10 protein-coding genes, 9 tRNA genes and 3 rRNA genes are annotated in these 18,093 nt (G+C 46.4%); 3 read left to right on the top strand and 19 right to left on the bottom strand.

Translation table 11 applies throughout. The annotated features are described in order from the left end of the window. Nucleotides 1-3: 3 nt before the first annotated feature. Complete coding sequence (locus MKX35_RS09810) at nt 4-1,167, bottom strand: dipeptidase (RefSeq protein ID WP_081382906.1); 1,164 nt, start codon at nt 1,165-1,167, stop codon at nt 4-6. Between the two features lie 11 nt (nt 1,168-1,178). Further along, nucleotides 1,179-2,153, bottom strand: a complete 975-nt coding sequence (locus MKX35_RS09805; protein WP_076299709.1) for an ornithine cyclodeaminase family protein — start codon at nt 2,151-2,153, stop codon at nt 1,179-1,181. Between the two features lie 184 nt (nt 2,154-2,337). Here MKX35_RS09805 and MKX35_RS09800 point away from each other — a divergent pair, with 184 nt between their 5' ends. The 3 genes from MKX35_RS09800 (at nt 2,338) to MKX35_RS09790 (ending at nt 5,867) form a co-directional block, all read left to right on the top strand. Next, complete coding sequence (locus tag MKX35_RS09800; RefSeq protein WP_076299710.1) at nt 2,338-3,273, top strand: aldo/keto reductase; 936 nt, start codon at nt 2,338-2,340, stop codon at nt 3,271-3,273. Between the two features lie 264 nt (nt 3,274-3,537). Beyond that, entirely contained in the window at nt 3,538-4,728 is a 1,191-nt protein-coding gene (gene fabV / locus MKX35_RS09795) for an enoyl-ACP reductase FabV (RefSeq protein WP_076284851.1), read from the top strand. Nucleotides 4,729-4,946: 218 nt separating this feature from the next. Further along, on the top strand, nt 4,947-5,867 hold the full coding sequence (locus tag MKX35_RS09790; protein ID WP_042191140.1) for an aldo/keto reductase: 921 nt from the start codon (nt 4,947-4,949) through the stop codon (nt 5,865-5,867). Between the two features lie 118 nt (nt 5,868-5,985). Here the strand turns inward: MKX35_RS09790 and MKX35_RS09785 are convergent. The 17 genes from MKX35_RS09785 to thrB all read right to left on the bottom strand — a co-directional run bounded on the left by MKX35_RS09785 (nt 5,986) and on the right by thrB (nt 18,051). Beyond that, nucleotides 5,986-6,058, bottom strand: a tRNA-Lys gene (locus MKX35_RS09785). Between the two features lie 80 nt (nt 6,059-6,138). Next, a tRNA-Leu gene (locus MKX35_RS09780) sits at nt 6,139-6,217 on the bottom strand. Nucleotides 6,218-6,236: 19 nt separating this feature from the next. Next, nucleotides 6,237-6,313: transfer RNA gene (locus MKX35_RS09775), tRNA-Arg, on the bottom strand. A 10-nt stretch (nt 6,314-6,323) separates the two neighbouring features. After that, a tRNA-Gly gene (locus MKX35_RS09770) sits at nt 6,324-6,398 on the bottom strand. Nucleotides 6,399-6,434: 36 nt separating this feature from the next. Then, nucleotides 6,435-6,507: transfer RNA gene (locus MKX35_RS09765), tRNA-Lys, on the bottom strand. A gap of 15 nt (nt 6,508-6,522) precedes the next feature. Continuing rightward, nucleotides 6,523-6,600: transfer RNA gene (locus tag MKX35_RS09760), tRNA-Asp, on the bottom strand. A gap of 26 nt (nt 6,601-6,626) precedes the next feature. Further along, nucleotides 6,627-6,703 (bottom strand) — tRNA-Met (locus MKX35_RS09755). A 43-nt stretch (nt 6,704-6,746) separates the two neighbouring features. Then, nucleotides 6,747-6,822: transfer RNA gene (locus MKX35_RS09750), tRNA-Val, on the bottom strand. 88 nt (nt 6,823-6,910) lie between these two features. Next, nucleotides 6,911-6,985 (bottom strand) — tRNA-Glu (locus MKX35_RS09745). A gap of 82 nt (nt 6,986-7,067) precedes the next feature. Continuing rightward, the gene (locus MKX35_RS09740; protein WP_076287119.1) at nt 7,068-7,607 is read right to left on the bottom strand and encodes an AAA family ATPase; all 540 of its coding nucleotides are present in this window, start codon (nt 7,605-7,607) and stop codon (nt 7,068-7,070) included. Nucleotides 7,608-7,740: 133 nt separating this feature from the next. Beyond that, nucleotides 7,741-7,857 (bottom strand): 5S ribosomal RNA (gene rrf / locus MKX35_RS09735). A 146-nt stretch (nt 7,858-8,003) separates the two neighbouring features. Further along, nucleotides 8,004-10,932, bottom strand: a 23S ribosomal RNA gene (locus tag MKX35_RS09730). 232 nt (nt 10,933-11,164) lie between these two features. Further along, nucleotides 11,165-12,722: ribosomal RNA gene (locus tag MKX35_RS09725) — 16S ribosomal RNA — on the bottom strand. Together the 16S, 23S and 5S rRNA genes form the textbook arrangement of a ribosomal RNA operon. 445 nt (nt 12,723-13,167) lie before the next feature. Continuing rightward, the gene (locus MKX35_RS09720) at nt 13,168-14,976 is read right to left on the bottom strand and encodes a LysM peptidoglycan-binding domain-containing protein (protein ID WP_076300748.1); all 1,809 of its coding nucleotides are present in this window, start codon (nt 14,974-14,976) and stop codon (nt 13,168-13,170) included. 324 nt (nt 14,977-15,300) lie between these two features. Next, the gene (gene ilvE, locus MKX35_RS09715) at nt 15,301-16,182 is read right to left on the bottom strand and encodes a branched-chain-amino-acid transaminase (protein WP_042191145.1); all 882 of its coding nucleotides are present in this window, start codon (nt 16,180-16,182) and stop codon (nt 15,301-15,303) included. A 4-nt stretch (nt 16,183-16,186) separates the two neighbouring features. Continuing rightward, nucleotides 16,187-17,074 (bottom strand): prephenate dehydratase, encoded by an 888-nt coding sequence (gene pheA / locus MKX35_RS09710; RefSeq protein WP_076300747.1) that lies wholly within the window; start codon nt 17,072-17,074, stop codon nt 16,187-16,189. Beyond that, nucleotides 17,071-18,051: a homoserine kinase gene (thrB, locus tag MKX35_RS09705; RefSeq protein WP_076300746.1), complete on the bottom strand. Its 981-nt coding sequence runs from the start codon at nt 18,049-18,051 to the stop codon at nt 17,071-17,073. The genes pheA and thrB overlap by 4 nt, the downstream gene beginning before the upstream one ends. Nucleotides 18,052-18,093: the final 42 nt, after the last annotated feature.

The following is an 18,093-nucleotide window of genomic DNA, read 5'->3' as shown; positions in this document are numbered from 1 at the left end:
CCCCTATCCCCAAATTTCTTCAAATACACGCAGCCAGTTGCCACCCATAATCTTTGCAATATCCTCATCCTTATAACCGCGAGCCACTAGACCTCTAGTAAAATTGATAAAATTGCTATATTTTTCAAGCCCAGCAACGGTTTCAGTAGAAGGTCCGTCTCCTTTGGCAAATCCTAGCTTAGGTGCAATATGTTCTTTAAAATAAACCAATGACCAGAGCACATCGCTCATCGGCCAATCCGTTCCAATCCCGACATGATCCACGCCTACAAGCCGACTCACATATTCGATATGATCCAGCACATGATCAATGGTCGTATGGTTAGGATCTTCATGAACAAACCACGGCATAGCAAAAATACCGATGACTCCCCCCGTCTTCGCTATCGCGATAATCTCTTCATCACTTTTACAGCGCATATGTGGATAGATAGCCTCTACACCCGTGTGTGAAGCAATGACCGGAGTCTTAGAATACTGGCAAGCATCGAGCGTGGTCTGTTTTCCGCAATGTCCCGTATCTATAATGATCCCGAGCTTGTTCAAACGCTCAATGAATCTTTTTCCATAATTCGTAATCCCAGCGTTCGACTGTTCTGCACAGCCTGCACCGACCTGATTCTGATTGTTATAAGTTAATTGTAAAATTCTTAAGCCAAAATTATGTAACACATCTAATAGGTCCAGATTGGTACCTAGGCCATCTGTTTCTTGTGCCGTGATAATACCCGCTTTATGCCCATTACGCTTGGCTGAACGAATGTCCTCTGCGGTTAATGCTTTTACTAACCAATCTGCGGAGTCGAACTGAAGCTGAACTTCAGCCATGCTAGTGACCATGCTTTCTAAAGATTCTAAGTGAAGTTCCCGGTTACCCGCGGTAATTCCCGATTTATACCATTCACTTTTATACTCGGGGATCTCACCGCTGGCCAACAGCTTTGTGATCATTTTTGCTGGCATGCTGCTATATATCATCGGCTCATCTTTATAGGGCTCACACAGCTCTTTTATTTTTTCGGACACAGACTCTGGAATTGCGTTTGGAGATAAGGGACCTTGAAATAGCAAATCAATATTAATGTTCTGCTCATGCAAATGTACGGCCCGCTCTTCGTCTTGCTCCGTCAACTTGAAATCATACAAACCTTCATATGTGCTCATCATGTGGTCGCTCCTTAGAATGCAATTTCAATGCCTTTTTGTAATTTAACAGCTTCATTATAAATGAAGTTGGCTGCTGCTAAATCCTCTATTGCAAGTCCTAGTCCTTTAAAAAGAGTGATCTCATCAGCTGTAGCTCTGCCCTCAATATTCCCGCTGATCAGTTCACCGATTTCACCGATAATATGGCCTGAAGTAATCACGCCTTCGTTCAGCGGAATTAAATAATCCCCAGATTCATTATGCGCGGATTCCAATCGGTCTACATATAACTTAGCTAACCGTACGGTTTCCGAATCCAGCTCACGATCCGCTGCTCTACAGGCTCCAACCGCATTGATATGTACTCCAGGCTTCAGCCATTCTCCTTTGAGCACAGGCTCTGTAGATGCCGTTACGGTACAAATGATATCTGCTGGATTAACTGCCTCTTGAATAGACTCAGCCACAAGGATGTCCACACCATATTTACGGCTCATTTCTGCTTGGAAATCTCTTGCCTTTGCAAGTGTCCTACTCCAAACTCTGACCTCACGAATCGATCGAACCAGTAGCATCGCTTCCAGATGGCTTTTGGCTTGCTCGCCCGTACCTAGAATGGCAAGCACCTCTGCATCTTCTCTAGCCAAATAACGAGTGGCTACTGCGCTAACAGCCGCTGTGCGAATTGCGGTAATCTTCTGTCCATCTACTACAGCTTTCAGAACACCGGTAGAAGAATCGAATAACGTAACAAGCCCTTGATGGGAAGGTAAACCTGAGCCCTGGTTGCTTGGAAACACACTGATGATTTTGGCACCTGCTACTTCTTCACTCTGCAAAAAGCCCGGCATTAAGCCAATCAGATTGCCTTGGTGCAGCGGGAGTACTTGTCTTAAGCTCTGTATGGCTTGTCCTGCGGACAAGTCCTTCAAAACGGATTCCATCACTGTGATGCAAGACTCCATTGCTAATAGCTCAGCCACTTCATTTTGATTAATAACTAGCATAAGACAAACCTCCTTTACTTCATTGTGGCAACAAATGTGGGAACGCAAAATTATTCTTTATATCATAACTTATACGCTTTAAATATTCATGTATAAAGCTGAAAATCAGCAATTTGTCTTACCACGGGCTATTAGCTATACTTAATATAGTTCATATTCTATTTTAAGGAGCTGACGATTGATTATGTCTAGTAAAATAACTTTAGGTAGAACAAATTTGCAGGTACTCCCTCTCGGACTGGGTGCCAATGCTGTTGGTGGGCATAATTTATTTCCCGGCTTAAATGATGAGACTGGTAAAGACATCGTTCGCAACGCTCTTGACCATGGGATCAATTTCATTGATACTGCCTTTATCTATGGTCCAGGTAGATCCGAGGAACTTATTGGAGAAGTGCTGAGAGAAAGAGGCGGCCGTGACAATGTGGTTATTGCTACTAAGGGCGCTCACAAGATTACTGGCGATAAGGTTACGATCGACAACTCTCCAGCTTTTCTAAGACAGTCTGTGGAAGACAGCTTGAAACGCCTCCAGACCGATTATATCGATCTTTACTATATTCATTTCCCTGATGAAAGCACTCCTAAGGATGAAGCTGTTGGCGAGCTTAAGAAGCTGAAGGATGAAGGAAAGATCAAAGCGATCGGGGTCTCCAACTTCTCCATTGAACAGCTGAGAGAAGCCAACAAGGACGGGCATGTGGATGTTCTCCAATCCCATTACAACCTGCTGCACCGTGATGCAGAAAAAGAACTGCTCCCTTACACGCAGGAGCTTGGCATTTCTTTCGTTCCTTACTTCCCACTCGCGTCCGGCCTTCTTGGCGGCAAGTATAAGCAAGGCGATACGTTCAGCGACAATAGAAAGAACAACCCAATGTTTCAAGGAGCGACCTTTTCCAAAAACCTGGAGAAGGTGGACAAGGTTCGCCAAATTGCCGATACCAAAGGTGTTGAAGTCGCACATGTGGTGCTAGCCTGGTATTTGACCGTACCTTCCATCGACGCACTTATTCCCGGAGCTAAACGTCCGGAGCAGATCGTATCGAATCTCCAGACTCTGAAAGTTCAGCTGACACCGGATGAGATCAAAGCGATTGATTCAATCTTTAAGGCGTAATAGCGCCTTATAATGTAAAGGGGGTTGTCCTAGATGTCATGAAATGACTACTGGGATAGCCCCTTTTCTACGGAATAGCGTCACTGGAGTCCGCAAGCCTTAATAAATGATCAAGACTCGATAGCGCAGCTAGCCAACAAACAAAAATACAGGGCAGCGGATTCTTATCGAATATCCTAAATTCTTTGTATTAGTAAATATTGTTTGCTATACTTTCTCTGTGTATCAGTAGACTTAAATTTTTATACAAAGGGGAATTCCTTGATGATTATTCAACCTAAAACACGCGGATTTATATGCACAACAGCCCATCCAGAGGGATGCGCCAAACAAATAGAACAACAAATTGAATATGTAAAAGCGCAAAAGAAAATTGAGGGACCTGCGAATGTACTTGTCATCGGTGCCTCTACCGGATACGGACTGGCTTCTAGAATTTCAGCTGCTTTTGGTGCTGGCGCCAATACCATTGGTGTGTTCTTCGATAAGGCTGCGGAAGGTCAGCGCACCGCATCTGCAGGCTGGTACAACTCCGCTGCCTTTGAACAACAAGCAGCAGAGCTTGGACTTAAATCACACAGCATAGTTGGCGATGCCTTCTCTGATGCGATTAAAGAGAAGACCATTGCATTGATTAAAGCTGAATATGGCACCATCGATTTAGTTATTTATAGTGTCGCTTCACCTCGTCGTACCCATCCGGTAACAGGAGAAACCTTCTCCTCCGTTATTAAACCAGTGGGAACAGCTTATTCGAATAAAACCTTGAACTTCCATACAGGCGAAGTATCCATGACCACCATTGAGCCTGCTAATGAAGAGGAAGTACGTCAGACCATCGCTGTAATGGGCGGCGAAGACTGGAGAATGTGGATCGATCAGCTTCAAGCAGCTGATGTCCTTGCAGATGGTGCTACTACCGTTGCTTACTCCTACATCGGGCCTGAAATCACTCACCCTATCTATCGGGACGGAACAATTGGCCAAGCCAAGCACGATCTGGAACAGACTGCGATCCAAATGAATGACCTTCTTTCATCAAAAGGCGGACGTGCCTTTGTATCCGTTAATAAGGCGCTCGTAACTCAGTCCAGCTCAGCTATTCCTGTAGTGCCCCTATATATCTCTGCACTTTATGAAGTGATGAAGGAAAAAGGCCTGCACGAGAACTGTATTGAACAAATGTATCGCTTGTTCTCTGAGCACCTATACGGTGAAGGCAAGGCTACTGCTGACGGAAGCTGCTTGATCCGCATTGACGACTGGGAAATGCGTGAGGACGTTCAGACAGAGGTTATGAAACGTTGGGACGAGCTGACAACTGATAATGCAGGTGAGCTGGCAGATCTTGAAGGCTACCGCCAAGATTTCTTCAATCTGTTTGGCTTTAGAACAGATGGCGTAGACTACGAAGCAGATATTGATCCTAATGTCGACATTCCGAATATGTACTAAAATGTTTCTGAGCACTTCCATATATTAATTATGGATGTATAAAAAAAAGAGGTTGTCTGCAAAAGTAGTGAATTCTACTGATGTGGCGGCCTCTTTTTTGTACTTTGCTTACAACCTACCTATACGTCGTAGGGCATATTGGCTTAGCCTCCCACTTTGTGATATGGTTTGATAGAATACTGCAAGTTCTAACTTACATTCTAAGGAGTGAATCACTCATGGTTAAGAAAATTAGTGTAGCGAATGGAGTACTTGACGTATCCCAAATTTCGCTGGGCTGTATGCGGATTGCGGATTTGTCTGCAAAAGAGGCTGATACACATGTACATAGTGCGTTGGAGCTCGGAATAGACTTCTTTGATCATGCCGACATTTACGCGGACGGAAAAGCTGAAGAGGTATTCGCTGGGGTACTTCAGAACAATCCTGGTATGCGCGATAAAATGCTGATCCAAACCAAATGCGGAATCCGCAAGGGCTATTTTGATTTCTCCAAAGAGCATATCCTACAATCTGTGGAGGGTAGCCTTAAACGCTTGAAGACCGATTATATCGATGTGCTTTTGCTTCACCGTCCTGACACGCTGTTCGAGCCGGAAGAAGTGGCTGAGGCTTTTGACATTCTGGAAAGCAAGGGATTGGTCAAGCATTTTGGTGTCAGCAACCAGAATCCGTTACAAATCGAGCTACTTAAGAAAAATGTAAAGCAACCGCTGCTGTTCAACCAGCTGCAATTGAGCATTATGTTTACGGGTATGATTGATACCGGCTTCAATGTGAATATGACCAACTCCGGTTCGGTTGTTCATGATGGCGGGATCTTAGAGTATAGCCGTCTACACGACATGACCATTCAGCCATGGTCGCCTTTCCAATATGGATTTTTTGAAGGTGTATTCTTGGACAACGACAAGTTCCCTGAATTGAACGAGGTCATTAACCGCTTAGCAGCTGAAAAAGAGGTTACCAATACTGCTATTGCCATTGCCTGGATTCTCAGACATCCGGCAAATATGCAGCCTGTTGTAGGTACAACCAATACGCAGCGATTGCGGGATATTGCCAAAGCATCCGATATTACACTCACCAGACCAGAATGGTATGAAATTTACCGCGCTGCGGGTAATATCCTTCCATAAATATTAAAAGCCACGAAGTACGCTAATATCGTACTTTGTGGCTTTTTTTGTGACTATAATTGAAACCGTATAACTCTTATAAAAAAAGAAACGGCATCTCTGCCGTTTCTTTTAAGGATGGACTCTCAGGGGCTCGAACCCTGGACAAATAGATTAAGAGTCTACTGCTCTACCAACTGAGCTAAGAGTCCACAATATAATGATTTACCTTACTATACTTGAAAAGCAAAAGCCCTTAGCTTAACGCATAAGAGCTTCGCTTGCTAATTGATACCGGCGAGAGGACTCGAACCTCCACGGTTTCCCTCTCGATTTTGAGTCGAGCGCGTCTGCCATTCCGCCACGCCGGCAAAGTATGAAGTTAAAATATGGCGCGCCCTGAGAGATTCGAACTCCCGGCCTTTTGATTCGTAGTCAAACGCTCTATCCAGCTGAGCTAAGGGCGCAAAATTTATATGGAGCGGACGACGGGAATCGAACCCGCGACCCTCGCCTTGGCAAGGCGATGCTCTACCGCTGAGCCACGTCCGCACACGGTATGTATTAGTGTCCGACTCACTTAAGAAGTGAGCCATGAAGGACTCGAACCTTCGACACCCTGATTAAAAGTCAGGTGCTCTACCAACTGAGCTAATGGCTCATGAAGCAAGAAAAATGGCGGAACCGACGAGATTCGAACTCGCGATCTCCTGCGTGACAGGCAGGCATGTTAGGCCAACTACACCACGGTTCCAAAAGATATAATTGCTTGATGAAAATTGGTTGCGGGGGCAGGATTTGAACCTGCGGCCTTCGGGTTATGAGCCCGACGAGCTACCGGGCTGCTCCACCCCGCGTCATTAAAAATATTTAGCTATTCATTACCATAAGAAAGCTTCATGGTGGAGGCTGAGGGGATCGAACCCCCGACCCTCTGCTTGTAAGGCAGATGCTCTCCCAGCTGAGCTAAGCCTCCATGTAAAGAAGCAACTCAATTATCATAACACATTCCAACCTGTAATGCAACATTTTATTTCAGAAGAACAATTACGTTTTAAAGAAATTGGTGACCCGTATGGGATTCGAACCCATGTTACCTCCGTGAAAGGGAGGTGTCTTAACCCCTTGACCAACGGGCCTTATTGAAAACAAAATGTTTTGACAACAAAAAAGATTATATCATGTATTTCGAAGTATAGCAATACCTAAATTAATATATTTTCACTTTTCTTCTATAATAGGCGTTAAAGTGATATCAAGCTTACTAGCTATCATCTTTACGACTCCTAGAGTAGTCAGGTTATTTGTGTCTAAATGGTCTTTAAATACGTCCTTATTAAGCCCTGTGAGGCATCTGTCGATCTGTTGAACGGCCCACGAGTCATTCCCTTCACCTCTACCACCCAATCTCTTGAGCAGCGTCTCTCGTGAGGCACACAAAGTAAAATGATGAACCTCTAATCCCTCATTTATTAGATTACCAGCAATGTCCATCCAATATTCTGGGTTGACTATGGTCATAGGTACGATAATCGTTCCCCTATATTCGCTAGCTATGTATTTTAACATGGAATGGTTAATTTCACGCCAAAGATAATAGTCCTGAAAGTCACTTTTTGTCATCACATCGGGAATGTTTGCTCTTATGTAATACCCTACATTCTCTGGATCGTATACAAAAGAATCAGGAAGTCTGCGATGTAATTCATATGCAGTTTCTGTCTTCCCCGCACCAAAAGCTCCATTGATCCATATAATCAAGATCTTTATCCCCCATGAATAATCTATTAGTTACTCTATTAAACCACTTTATCATAAAAACCCTTACAAGCAAATTCACTCTACAAGGCACAACAAAAAGACCACTGTCGATTACTCAACAGTGGTCTTGCGTGCTTGGCAACGTCCTACTCTCCCAGGACCCTTCGGTCCAAGTACCATCGGCGCTGGAGGACTTAACGGTCGTGTTCGGGATGGGTACGCGTGGAACCCCTCCGCTATCGCCACCAAACGGGCATTTGCGGTACAAATGCATTATTCAGGTCTCAGCATCGCCAAATGCTGAAAACAAATTCATCATCATACAGCCACTAGGACCATATGGTTTAGAACTTGATTCCTGAAAACTGAATCCGAATTGAATTTTCGTCTTAAGTATAGGATAAGCCCTCGACCGATTAGTATTGGTCAGCTCCATGCATTACTGCACTTCCACCTCCAACCTATCTACCTCGTCGTCTTCAAGGGGTCTTACTAATTGGGAAATCTCATCTTGAGGGGGGCTTCACGCTTAGATGCTTTCAGCGCTTATCCCGTCCGTACGTAGCTACCCAGCCATGCTCCTGGCGGAACAACTGGTGCACCAGCGGTACGTCCATCCCGGTCCTCTCGTACTAAGGACAGCTCCTCTCAAATTTCCTGCGCCCACGACAGATAGGGACCGAACTGTCTCACGACGTTCTGAACCCAGCTCGCGTACCGCTTTAATGGGCGAACAGCCCAACCCTTGGGACCTACTTCAGCCCCAGGATGCGATGAGCCGACATCGAGGTGCCAAACCTCCCCGTCGATGTGGACTCTTGGGGGAGATAAGCCTGTTATCCCCAGGGTAGCTTTTATCCGTTGAGCGATGGCCCTTCCATGCGGTACCACCGGATCACTAAGTCCGACTTTCGTCCCTGCTCGACTTGTAGGTCTCGCAGTCAAGCTCCCTTATGCCTTTGCACTCTTCGAATGATTTCCAACCATTCTGAGGGAACCTTGGAACGCCTCCGTTACTCTTTAGGAGGCGACCGCCCCAGTCAAACTGCCCGCCTGACACGGTCCCCGTACCCGGTAAGGGTACTAGGTTAGAACCTAGATACGATCAGGGTGGTATCCCAACGGCGCCTCCACCGAAGCTTGCGCTCCGATTTCTACGGCTCCCACCTATCCTGTACAGATCGTACCCAAATTCAATATCAAGCTGCAGTAAAGCTCCATGGGGTCTTTCCGTCTTGTCGCGGGTAACCTGCATCTTCACAGGTATTAAAATTTCACCGGATCTCTCGTTGAGACAGCGCCCAAGTCGTTACGCCATTCGTGCGGGTCAGAATTTACCTGACAAGGAATTTCGCTACCTTAGGACCGTTATAGTTACGGCCGCCGTTTACTGGGGCTTCGGTTCATAGCTTCGGGTTACCCCTAACCACTCCCCTTAACCTTCCAGCACCGGGCAGGCGTCAGCCCGTATACTTCGCCTTGCGGCTTCGCACAGACCTGTGTTTTTGCTAAACAGTCGCTTGGGCCTTTTCACTGCGGCCCCCTCGTGCTATTCACACTACCGGGGCACCCCTTCTCCCGAAGTTACGGGGTCATTTTGCCGAGTTCCTTAACGAGAGTTCTTCCGCGCGCCTTAGAATTCTCTTCTCGCCTACCTGTGTCGGTTTGCGGTACGGGCACCTTCTCCTGGCTAGAGGCTTTTCTTGGCAGTGTGAGATCATGACCTTCGCTACTGTAATTTTCGCTCCCCATCACAGCCCAGCCTTAATGATGTGCGGATTTGCCTACACATCAGCCTCACTGCTTAGACGGACATATCCATCAGTCCGCGTCACTACCCTCCTGCGTCACCCCATCGCTCATAGCGGATTACGGTGGTACAGTAATTTCAAACTGTTGTCCTTCGACTACGCCTTTCGGCCTCGCCTTAGGTCCCGACTTACCCTGAGCGGACGAGCCTTCCTCAGGAAACCTTGGGCTTTCGGCGGATCAGATTCTCACTGATCTTTTCGTTACTCATACCGGCATTCTCACTTGTATGCTGTCCAGCGCTCCTTACGGTACACCTTCAACCCACATACAACGCTCCCCTACCCCAGATACATACGTATCTAGCCATAGCTTCGGTGGTGTGTTTAGCCCCGTTACATTTTCGGCGCAGAGTCACTCGACCAGTGAGCTATTACGCACTCTTTCAATGGTGGCTGCTTCTAAGCCAACATCCTGGTTGTCTGTGCAACTCCACATCCTTTCCCACTTAACACACACTTGGGGACCTTAGCTGATGGTCTGGGCTGTTTCCCTTTTGACAATGGATCTTAGCACTCACTGTCTGACTCCCGGCAATAAGTATATGGCATTCGGAGTTTGACTGAGCTTGGTAATCCTTGCGGACCCCGCACCCAATCAGTGCTCTACCTCCACTACTCTTATACCGAGGCTAGCCCTAAAGCTATTTCGGGGAGAACCAGCTATCTCCGAGTTCGATTGGAATTTCTCCGCTACCCCCACCTCATCCCCGCATTTTTCAACATGCGTGGGTTCGGGCCTCCAGTGCGTGTTACCGCACCTTCACCCTGGACAGGGGTAGATCACACGGTTTCGGGTCTACGTCCACATACTCATTCGCCCTATTCAGACTCGCTTTCGCTGCGGCTCCGTCTTCTCGACTTAACCTTGCATGTTAAACGTAACTCGCCGGTTCATTCTACAAAAGGCACGCCATCACCCATAGATAGGGCTCTGACTTTTTGTAAGCACACGGTTTCAGGTTCTATTTCACTCCCCTTCCGGGGTGCTTTTCACCTTTCCCTCACGGTACTGTTTCACTATCGGTCGCCAGGTAGTATTTAGCCTTAGCAGATGGTCCTGCTGGATTCATACGGGGTTTCACGTGCCCCGCACTACTCGGGATCCGTCTCGGAGAGAACACAGTTTAGGCTACAGGGCTTTTACCTCTATCGCGGGCCTTTCCAGACCTCTTCGCCTACCATATTCCTTTGTAACTCCATGTGAGACGTCCCACAACCCCTAAGAGCAAGCTCTTAGGTTTAGGCTGTTCCGCGTTCGCTCGCCGCTACTGACGGAATCACTATTGTTTTCTCTTCCTCAGGGTACTTAGATGTTTCAGTTCCCCTGGTCTGCCTCTACATCTCCTATGTGTTCAGAGATGAGTAACTGCGAATTACCACAGCTGGGTTTCCCCATTCGGACACCCCCGGATCAAAGCTTGCTTACAGCTCCCCGAGGCAGTTTCGTTGTTCGCCACGTCCTTCGTCGGCTCCTGGCGCCTAGGCATCCTCCGTGTGCTCTTATTAGCTTAACCTTGATTTCTCCTAAGAAAAATCTCACTAATAACATTTACTTGTTTGCACAAGTTGCTAAAAGATGTTCTAAAACGCAAATTCGTTTCGGTATCCAGTTTTCAAGGATCAAGTCTTACTGAGAGCTTAAACTCTCAAAACTGAGCAACGAGTGAGTAACAGGCCTAAACCTGAGATTTTGGAAGTTTAACTTCCGATTTGAATGTCTTCATTGCAGAAGACGATTCTCCATAGAAAGGAGGTGATCCAGCCGCACCTTCCGATACGGCTACCTTGTTACGACTTCACCCCAATCATCTACCCCACCTTCGGCGGCTGGCTCCCTTGCGGGTTACCCCACCGACTTCGGGTGTTGTAAACTCTCGTGGTGTGACGGGCGGTGTGTACAAGACCCGGGAACGTATTCACCGCGGCATGCTGATCCGCGATTACTAGCAATTCCGACTTCATGCAGGCGAGTTGCAGCCTGCAATCCGAACTGAGACCGGCTTTGATGGGATTGGCTTCACCTCGCGGCTTCGCTTCCCGTTGTACCGGCCATTGTAGTACGTGTGTAGCCCAGGTCATAAGGGGCATGATGATTTGACGTCATCCCCACCTTCCTCCGGTTTGTCACCGGCAGTCACTCTAGAGTGCCCAACATTACTTGCTGGCAACTAAAGTTAAGGGTTGCGCTCGTTGCGGGACTTAACCCAACATCTCACGACACGAGCTGACGACAACCATGCACCACCTGTCTCCTCTGTCCCGAAGGCCGCCACTATCTCTAGTGGATTCAGAGGGATGTCAAGACCTGGTAAGGTTCTTCGCGTTGCTTCGAATTAAACCACATACTCCACTGCTTGTGCGGGTCCCCGTCAATTCCTTTGAGTTTCAGTCTTGCGACCGTACTCCCCAGGCGGAGTGCTTACTGTGTTAACTTCGGCACCAAGGGTATCGAAACCCCTAACACCTAGCACTCATCGTTTACGGCGTGGACTACCAGGGTATCTAATCCTGTTTGCTCCCCACGCTTTCGCGCCTCAGCGTCAGTTACAGCCCAGAAAGTCGCCTTCGCCACTGGTGTTCCTCCACATATCTACGCATTTCACCGCTACACGTGGAATTCCACTTTCCTCTTCTGTACTCAAGTCACCCAGTTTCCAGTGCGACCTCAGGTTGAGCCCAAGGTTTAAACACCAGACTTAAATGACCGCCTGCGCGCGCTTTACGCCCAATAATTCCGGACAACGCTTGCCCCCTACGTATTACCGCGGCTGCTGGCACGTAGTTAGCCGGGGCTTTCTTCTCAGGTACCGTCACTCCGATAGCAGTTACTCTACCGGACGTTCTTCCCTGGCAACAGAGCTTTACGATCCGAAAACCTTCATCACTCACGCGGCGTTGCTCCGTCAGACTTTCGTCCATTGCGGAAGATTCCCTACTGCTGCCTCCCGTAGGAGTCTGGGCCGTGTCTCAGTCCCAGTGTGGCCGTTCACCCTCTCAGGTCGGCTACGCATCGTCGCCTTGGTGGGCCGTTACCCCACCAACTAGCTAATGCGCCGCAGGCCCATCCCTCAGTGACAGATTGCTCCGTCTTTCATTCTTTCTTCAGGAGAAAAAAGAAATTATCCGGTATTAGCTACCGTTTCCGGTAGTTATCCCAGTCTAAGGGGCAGGTTGCCTACGTGTTACTCACCCGTCCGCCGCTAAGTCATTTTGAAAGCAAGCTTTCAAAATGACTCCGCTCGACTTGCATGTATTAGGCACGCCGCCAGCGTTCGTCCTGAGCCAGGATCAAACTCTCCAATTAGTATTGAAAAGAGCGATATGCTCATTTTGAAACATCTGACGAGAAAATTAATTCTCTAATTTTGGATTTCACTTTCGTGATTTCCTACTCACTCGTTGTTCAGTTTTCAAAGATCAAGTTCTCGTTGGCGCCGTTCAATGTCTCAGCAGCAACTTTTGTAATATATCATGTTTTCCGATGAAATGCAACACTTTTTTTCAAAGTCTTTTGTAATTTCATCCGGATTAACATTCACCAACCGAAAGTTTATATCTCCTCTTTGCGACTGGATTTATAATGTAACATATAACCCACTTTAAAAACAACCCCTAAATTCAAAAAACATAAATAAGTACTTTCGCCTCAGTCCTACTTCTCGTTCCCATCTTCTCATAAAAAAACGTGCAGATTCTAATAATCAGAACCTACACGTTAAATAGAGATTGGATGTTAGTTTAGAACTGTATTAATTAGAAATCCACGGATTTCTGCGTTTCTTTGAGCTCTCTGTACGACCACCAGCATTTGAACGTTGAGACTTCACAGCTGTTTTGTTTTTCTTACTGCTGTTTTGACTCGAGGTCTTTGCTTTTGATGCCGTTTCCTTCGTTGCAGTTCCCTTGCTCTTGAGAGAAGCGCCAGAAGTAGATTCCTCACTCACTGTTCTAGCAACTTCGGGAGTGTCCTGTACAAACGTTTCAGGATCTTGGATTTCCGGAACCCGATTATGCTGCGAATAATTACCAATACCTGGATACTGCGGATTAGACGGAATACTCGACATTATCGGCCCGCCAAAAGCTCCAAGAGGAGATGCTGGAACTATTCCCTGATTAGGTGTTCCCGCTCCATAAGCAGAGAATGTATTTGGGTTTCCATATGCAGGATAGGTATTATATACGGGCATTTCATATGAATAGGGTTGAACATGCATTCCCCCACACCCACAAGTAGTTGGCCAAGGAAGGTTCGATGACATCCCATACATCGGGTTCATCCCTGAAACATTAGCCTCCATATTGTTAGGTGCAGCATTTGGATTCCATTGTTCTGGACTCACGTTAGGCGCAGCATTCGGATTCCATTGTTCCGGACTCATATTAGGCCAAGCATTCGGATTCCATTGTTCTGGACTCACATTAGACGCAGCATTCGGATTCCATTGTTCTGGACTCACGTTAGACGCAGCATTCGGATTCCATTGTTCCGGACTCATATTAGGCCAAGCGTTTGGATTCCATTGTTCTGGACTCACATTAGGCGCAGCATTCGGATTCCATTGTTCTGGACTCATGTTAGGTGAATACATATTTTCTGAAAAGTAGTATGGAGACATGCATTCGGGTCCATATGACGCCGGTTGAACATAACTTGGTGCCCAATTCATGTTCATATTAGGGCTATTTTGATAAGAATCATAGAGATAAGGATTTCCTCCTAGGCCTGGATATCCCATGTTGTCACAAGCATCTGCCTTTTCCTCTTTGCAAGCCACTGGCTTCATCTCAGCTTTTGCTGCCTCATGATGAGCTACAGGCTCTTGATTTGGAACTGTAATCTGAACAAATAGGCTCTGCATTTCAATTTCTTGCACAGGAGCAACTTCCATCTGCATATTCGGCGCAGGATTAGGTGCAGCATTTTGAGTATTAATAGGGGCAATGTTCATCGATGGGTGTGGTGCAGAATTGTACAAAGGCGAGATATTTGGCGATGATTTAGGTGCAGGTTTAGTTTCCGCTTTAGCTTCTGGTTTATTTTCTGCTGCTTTTGCTTCCGGTTTAGTTTCTGGTTTGACCTCTGGTTTAGTTTCCGGTTTTGGTGCAGGAACTACCTCAGCTACTGGCTGTTCTTTTGGACCCGTATATTCCTTCCCGCCAACTTGTGTTTTCTCAGAAGCATTAGAAGGCATGTAGCCTGGCTGTACGGGTGAAGCGTTTGATGTCTTTTTAGGAATGTTGACTACTTCCCCTAACATCAATACATTCGGATTCTTTAGCTGGGGGTTTGCTTCAACCATATCTTTTAAAGGGATTCCCCACGCCTTAGATAATTTCCATAAGGTATCACCTTGTTTGACTGTATGCTTGTAGTAAACTTCACTGTTATCCGGTACGGATACAGGAGCCGTAGGTATTTTTACTTTTTCACCAAGTGCCAGCACATTCGGATTACTGATCTGTGGATTAGCTTCAATAATTTTTTGTAACGGCACTCCGTACTTTTGCGATAATGCATACAGACTATCGCCTTGTTTGACAATGTGTATTTTCACGTAGCATTAACCTCCTAAAAGTTTTGTGGAGTATTGCTTTCTTACAGCTACACAGCAAAACTGGCTTTGAAAGCAAACCCCCTTTGGATGGAACATTGCTCTCTTACAGAGTTATATGCGGTACAGCCGCCTCCTTCGTTACTACATCTTATGCAGCCCATGGGCGAATGACATCCCTGAAATAAAAAAAATCCTTTCATGAGACATGAAAAGATGTACCAGAGACCTCCGGCCATCTTCTTCATATGCATGAAAGGATATCTAATGCCTATTCAATACTCATTACTCGACTAGCATGTAAAGAGCAAATTGTACGATTAAATGTTATTCCCAAACCTTGTAACCATCTTTGTCAACAACATTGCGGAACTCTTCAAGCAATTTCAAAGTGATTGGACCCGCTTGTCCTTCACCAATGATTCGGCCGTCAATTTCACGCGCAGCAATAACTTCAGCAGCAGTACCTGTGAAGAATACCTCGTCCGCTATGTAAACATCATGCATAGTGAATGGTTCTTCTTTTAGCTTAATACCCAATTTCTCACATAACTCGATGATCGCCAGACGTGTGATTCCTTCAAGCGCTCCCAAATAGCACGGAGGAGTAAAGACCACACCATTTTTGATGATGAAAATATTATCTCCAGATCCTTCAGTAACATATCCTTGAGCATTCATCATGATTGCTTCATCGGCTTCTGCCAGATTGGACTGGATTTTCACTAGGATATTGTTGAGATAGTTAAGCGATTTAATCTTCGGATTCAGTGCATCCGGAATATTACGACGTTGGGATACAGAAACAGCACGAAGCCCATTAATGTACGCTTGCTCTGGGTAAATAGCTAATTGTTCAACGATAATGATTACGCTGGCTTTAGGGCAACGGCGTGGATCAAGACCCAAGTTACCAGGACCACGGGATACGATCAGTCGAATATAACCGTTACGCATGTCGTTAAGGCGAATCGTTTCAGCCATAGCTTCCAGCATCTCGTCATAAGTGAGCGGAATATCCAACATGATCGACTTCGCCGAATCATATAGTCTGTCCAAATGCTCTTTACATTTAAAAATATTACCATTGTAGATACGAATACCTTCAAATATGCCGTCTCCATACAAAAAACCGTGATCAAAAACGGATACCTTTGCATTTTCCTTAGTTACGTGTTGTCCATCCAGATAGATCCATTGTTCAGCCATGAATTTACTGCACCTCCGCTTTCTCTTCCTCATAGGTGTATGTGGGATACGAGCCCAGAATCCGAACCTGACAGCCTAAAGCGCTAATCTCTTCAATCGCTCCTGGTAGCAGGACTGATTCTATCGGTTCCAGCACATCAATATAAAAATAATAAGTACCCAACTTCTTTTTCGTTGGTCGTGATTCAATACGCGATAAATTCAGCTTCCGCCAAGAAAAGGCAGCGAGGACCTGATGCAAAGCACCGGGAAAATCCTCCGGCAGCGTAACTAGGACACTCGTCTTTACACCATTGCTGCTCCGTGGAAGATCAATCTTCTGCGGACCGACAAGGACAAATCGCGTGTAGTTGTTGTTGTGATCTGTAACTTTCCGATCAACAATCTCCAGCCCATGAGTTGCTGCGCCAAGAGCAGTACCAATCGCAGCCCAGCTCTTGTCAGGATTGTTCTTAACGATTTCAACAGCTTCAGAGGTGCTTCCGACCGACTCCAGTTCAGCCCAAGGTGCATGCTTCCGAACAAATTGCATGCATTGTGCCATTGCAACAGGATGCGAAAGGATTTTTTTAATTTTAGTGAAATCCTTATTGCCGTTCGTATCTCTGAATTCCAGCGGGTGGCCGATGAGATTCTGTATCGATGGAAAGATCCATTCAGCCTGCATAGGTAGATCGACCTCATTAATGAGCCAATCAATATGTAGACTAACTGAGCCTTCAATAGTATTCTCAATCGGGATAACGCTGTAATCAGTGGTGCCACCAGCCGTAGAGAGAAAGACATCGGAAATTAGCTTGTGATGCACAATTTTCACAGGCTCGCCGTTAAACAAATGCAGCAGCGCTTCGTGAGATACCGAGCCCTGCGGCAATACCGCTATTGATTTCATAACCGTACTTCTCCTTTTATCATATCCAAAAATGATACGTTTTGCATCTCGTTTCTTTCAAGAAGCTCTGATGTAACACCTGAAGTACAAGGCATCAGCCAGCAAGTCTGAGCAGAGATGCCGTGTTCTTGCATCGTATTCATCAGGAAAGCCTCAAGCTCTCGCTTACGAGTCTCATGGCGATCAACTAAACACAGTAGGGTAGGACCGGCACCGCTAAGTGCGATTCCTAAAGCACCATGGTTAGGTGCTTCCGCGAGCAGCTTCTCCATGCCTGGAATAAGTGCTGCACGATAGGGCTGATGCAGACGATCCTGCATCGCTCTACTGATCAGGTCAAGCCGACCTGATGCAAACGAGGCTGTCATTAAAGAGGTTCTGCTGATGTTGTACACAGCATCACTAACTGAGATTTCTGTTGGAAGCACTCCCCGTGCTTTTGTGGTTTCCAGCTCGAATTCAGGAATAACCACGAGAACCTCAAGGTCTTGAGGTGGATCAAGGCGAACGTAATCCGCATGATCACCGTCCCACACTGCGGTAATGATGCCACCAAATAAGGAAGCTCCTACATTGTCAGGATGCTTCTCAAGCTGGGTAGCCATATCAAACAGCTTCGCATCATCGAGCGGAGAGCCGATCATCGTATTAGCTGCGACCATGCCCCCAATGATGGCCGAGGCACTGCTGCCGAGTCCACGCGTAAGCGGAATCTCAGAGTACATCGAAATAGATATTTCAGGCACCGTAACGCCAGCTTCTGCAAATACCATTTGAGCGACCTTATAGAGTAAATTACTCTTATCCTGAGCCACTCCCTTCATCTCGTCACCATATAGATGAAAAACAGTCTCCTCTGCTTCCTCCATCTCAATCCAGGCATACAGCGGCAATGCCATGCCAAGAGTATCGAAGCCCGGACCAAGATTGGCAGTACTAGCAGGTACTTTAACCCTTGCTACTCCATAAGTACTCATAACAGGTGCAATCTCCTTACTCATTGTTTAAATATAGAAAGT

The sequence above is a fragment of the Paenibacillus sp. FSL R5-0923 genome, assembly GCF_038009145.1.
Classification (GTDB): Bacteria; Bacillota; Bacilli; order Paenibacillales; family Paenibacillaceae; genus Paenibacillus_AQ.
Note: the sequence above shows the minus strand (reverse complement) of the source record. Positions and strands in the feature narration are given on the sequence as shown.

Excerpts from the sequence above, each read along its gene's own strand:
- MKX35_RS09810 (WP_081382906.1), bottom strand. The coding sequence starts at position 1,167 with ATGATGAGCACATATGAAGGTTTGTATGATTTCAAGTTGACGGAGCAA.
- MKX35_RS09805 (WP_076299709.1), bottom strand. The coding sequence starts at position 2,153 with ATGCTAGTTATTAATCAAAATGAAGTGGCTGAGCTATTAGCAATGGAG.
- thrB (WP_076300746.1), bottom strand. The coding sequence starts at position 18,051 with ATGAGTACTTATGGAGTAGCAAGGGTTAAAGTACCTGCTAGTACTGCC.
- MKX35_RS09800 (WP_076299710.1), top strand. The coding sequence starts at position 2,338 with ATGTCTAGTAAAATAACTTTAGGTAGAACAAATTTGCAGGTACTCCCT.
- ilvE (WP_042191145.1), bottom strand. The coding sequence starts at position 16,182 with ATGGCTGAACAATGGATCTATCTGGATGGACAACACGTAACTAAGGAA.
- pheA (WP_076300747.1), bottom strand. The coding sequence starts at position 17,074 with ATGAAATCAATAGCGGTATTGCCGCAGGGCTCGGTATCTCACGAAGCG.
- fabV (WP_076284851.1), top strand. The coding sequence starts at position 3,538 with ATGATTATTCAACCTAAAACACGCGGATTTATATGCACAACAGCCCAT.
- MKX35_RS09790 (WP_042191140.1), top strand. The coding sequence starts at position 4,947 with ATGGTTAAGAAAATTAGTGTAGCGAATGGAGTACTTGACGTATCCCAA.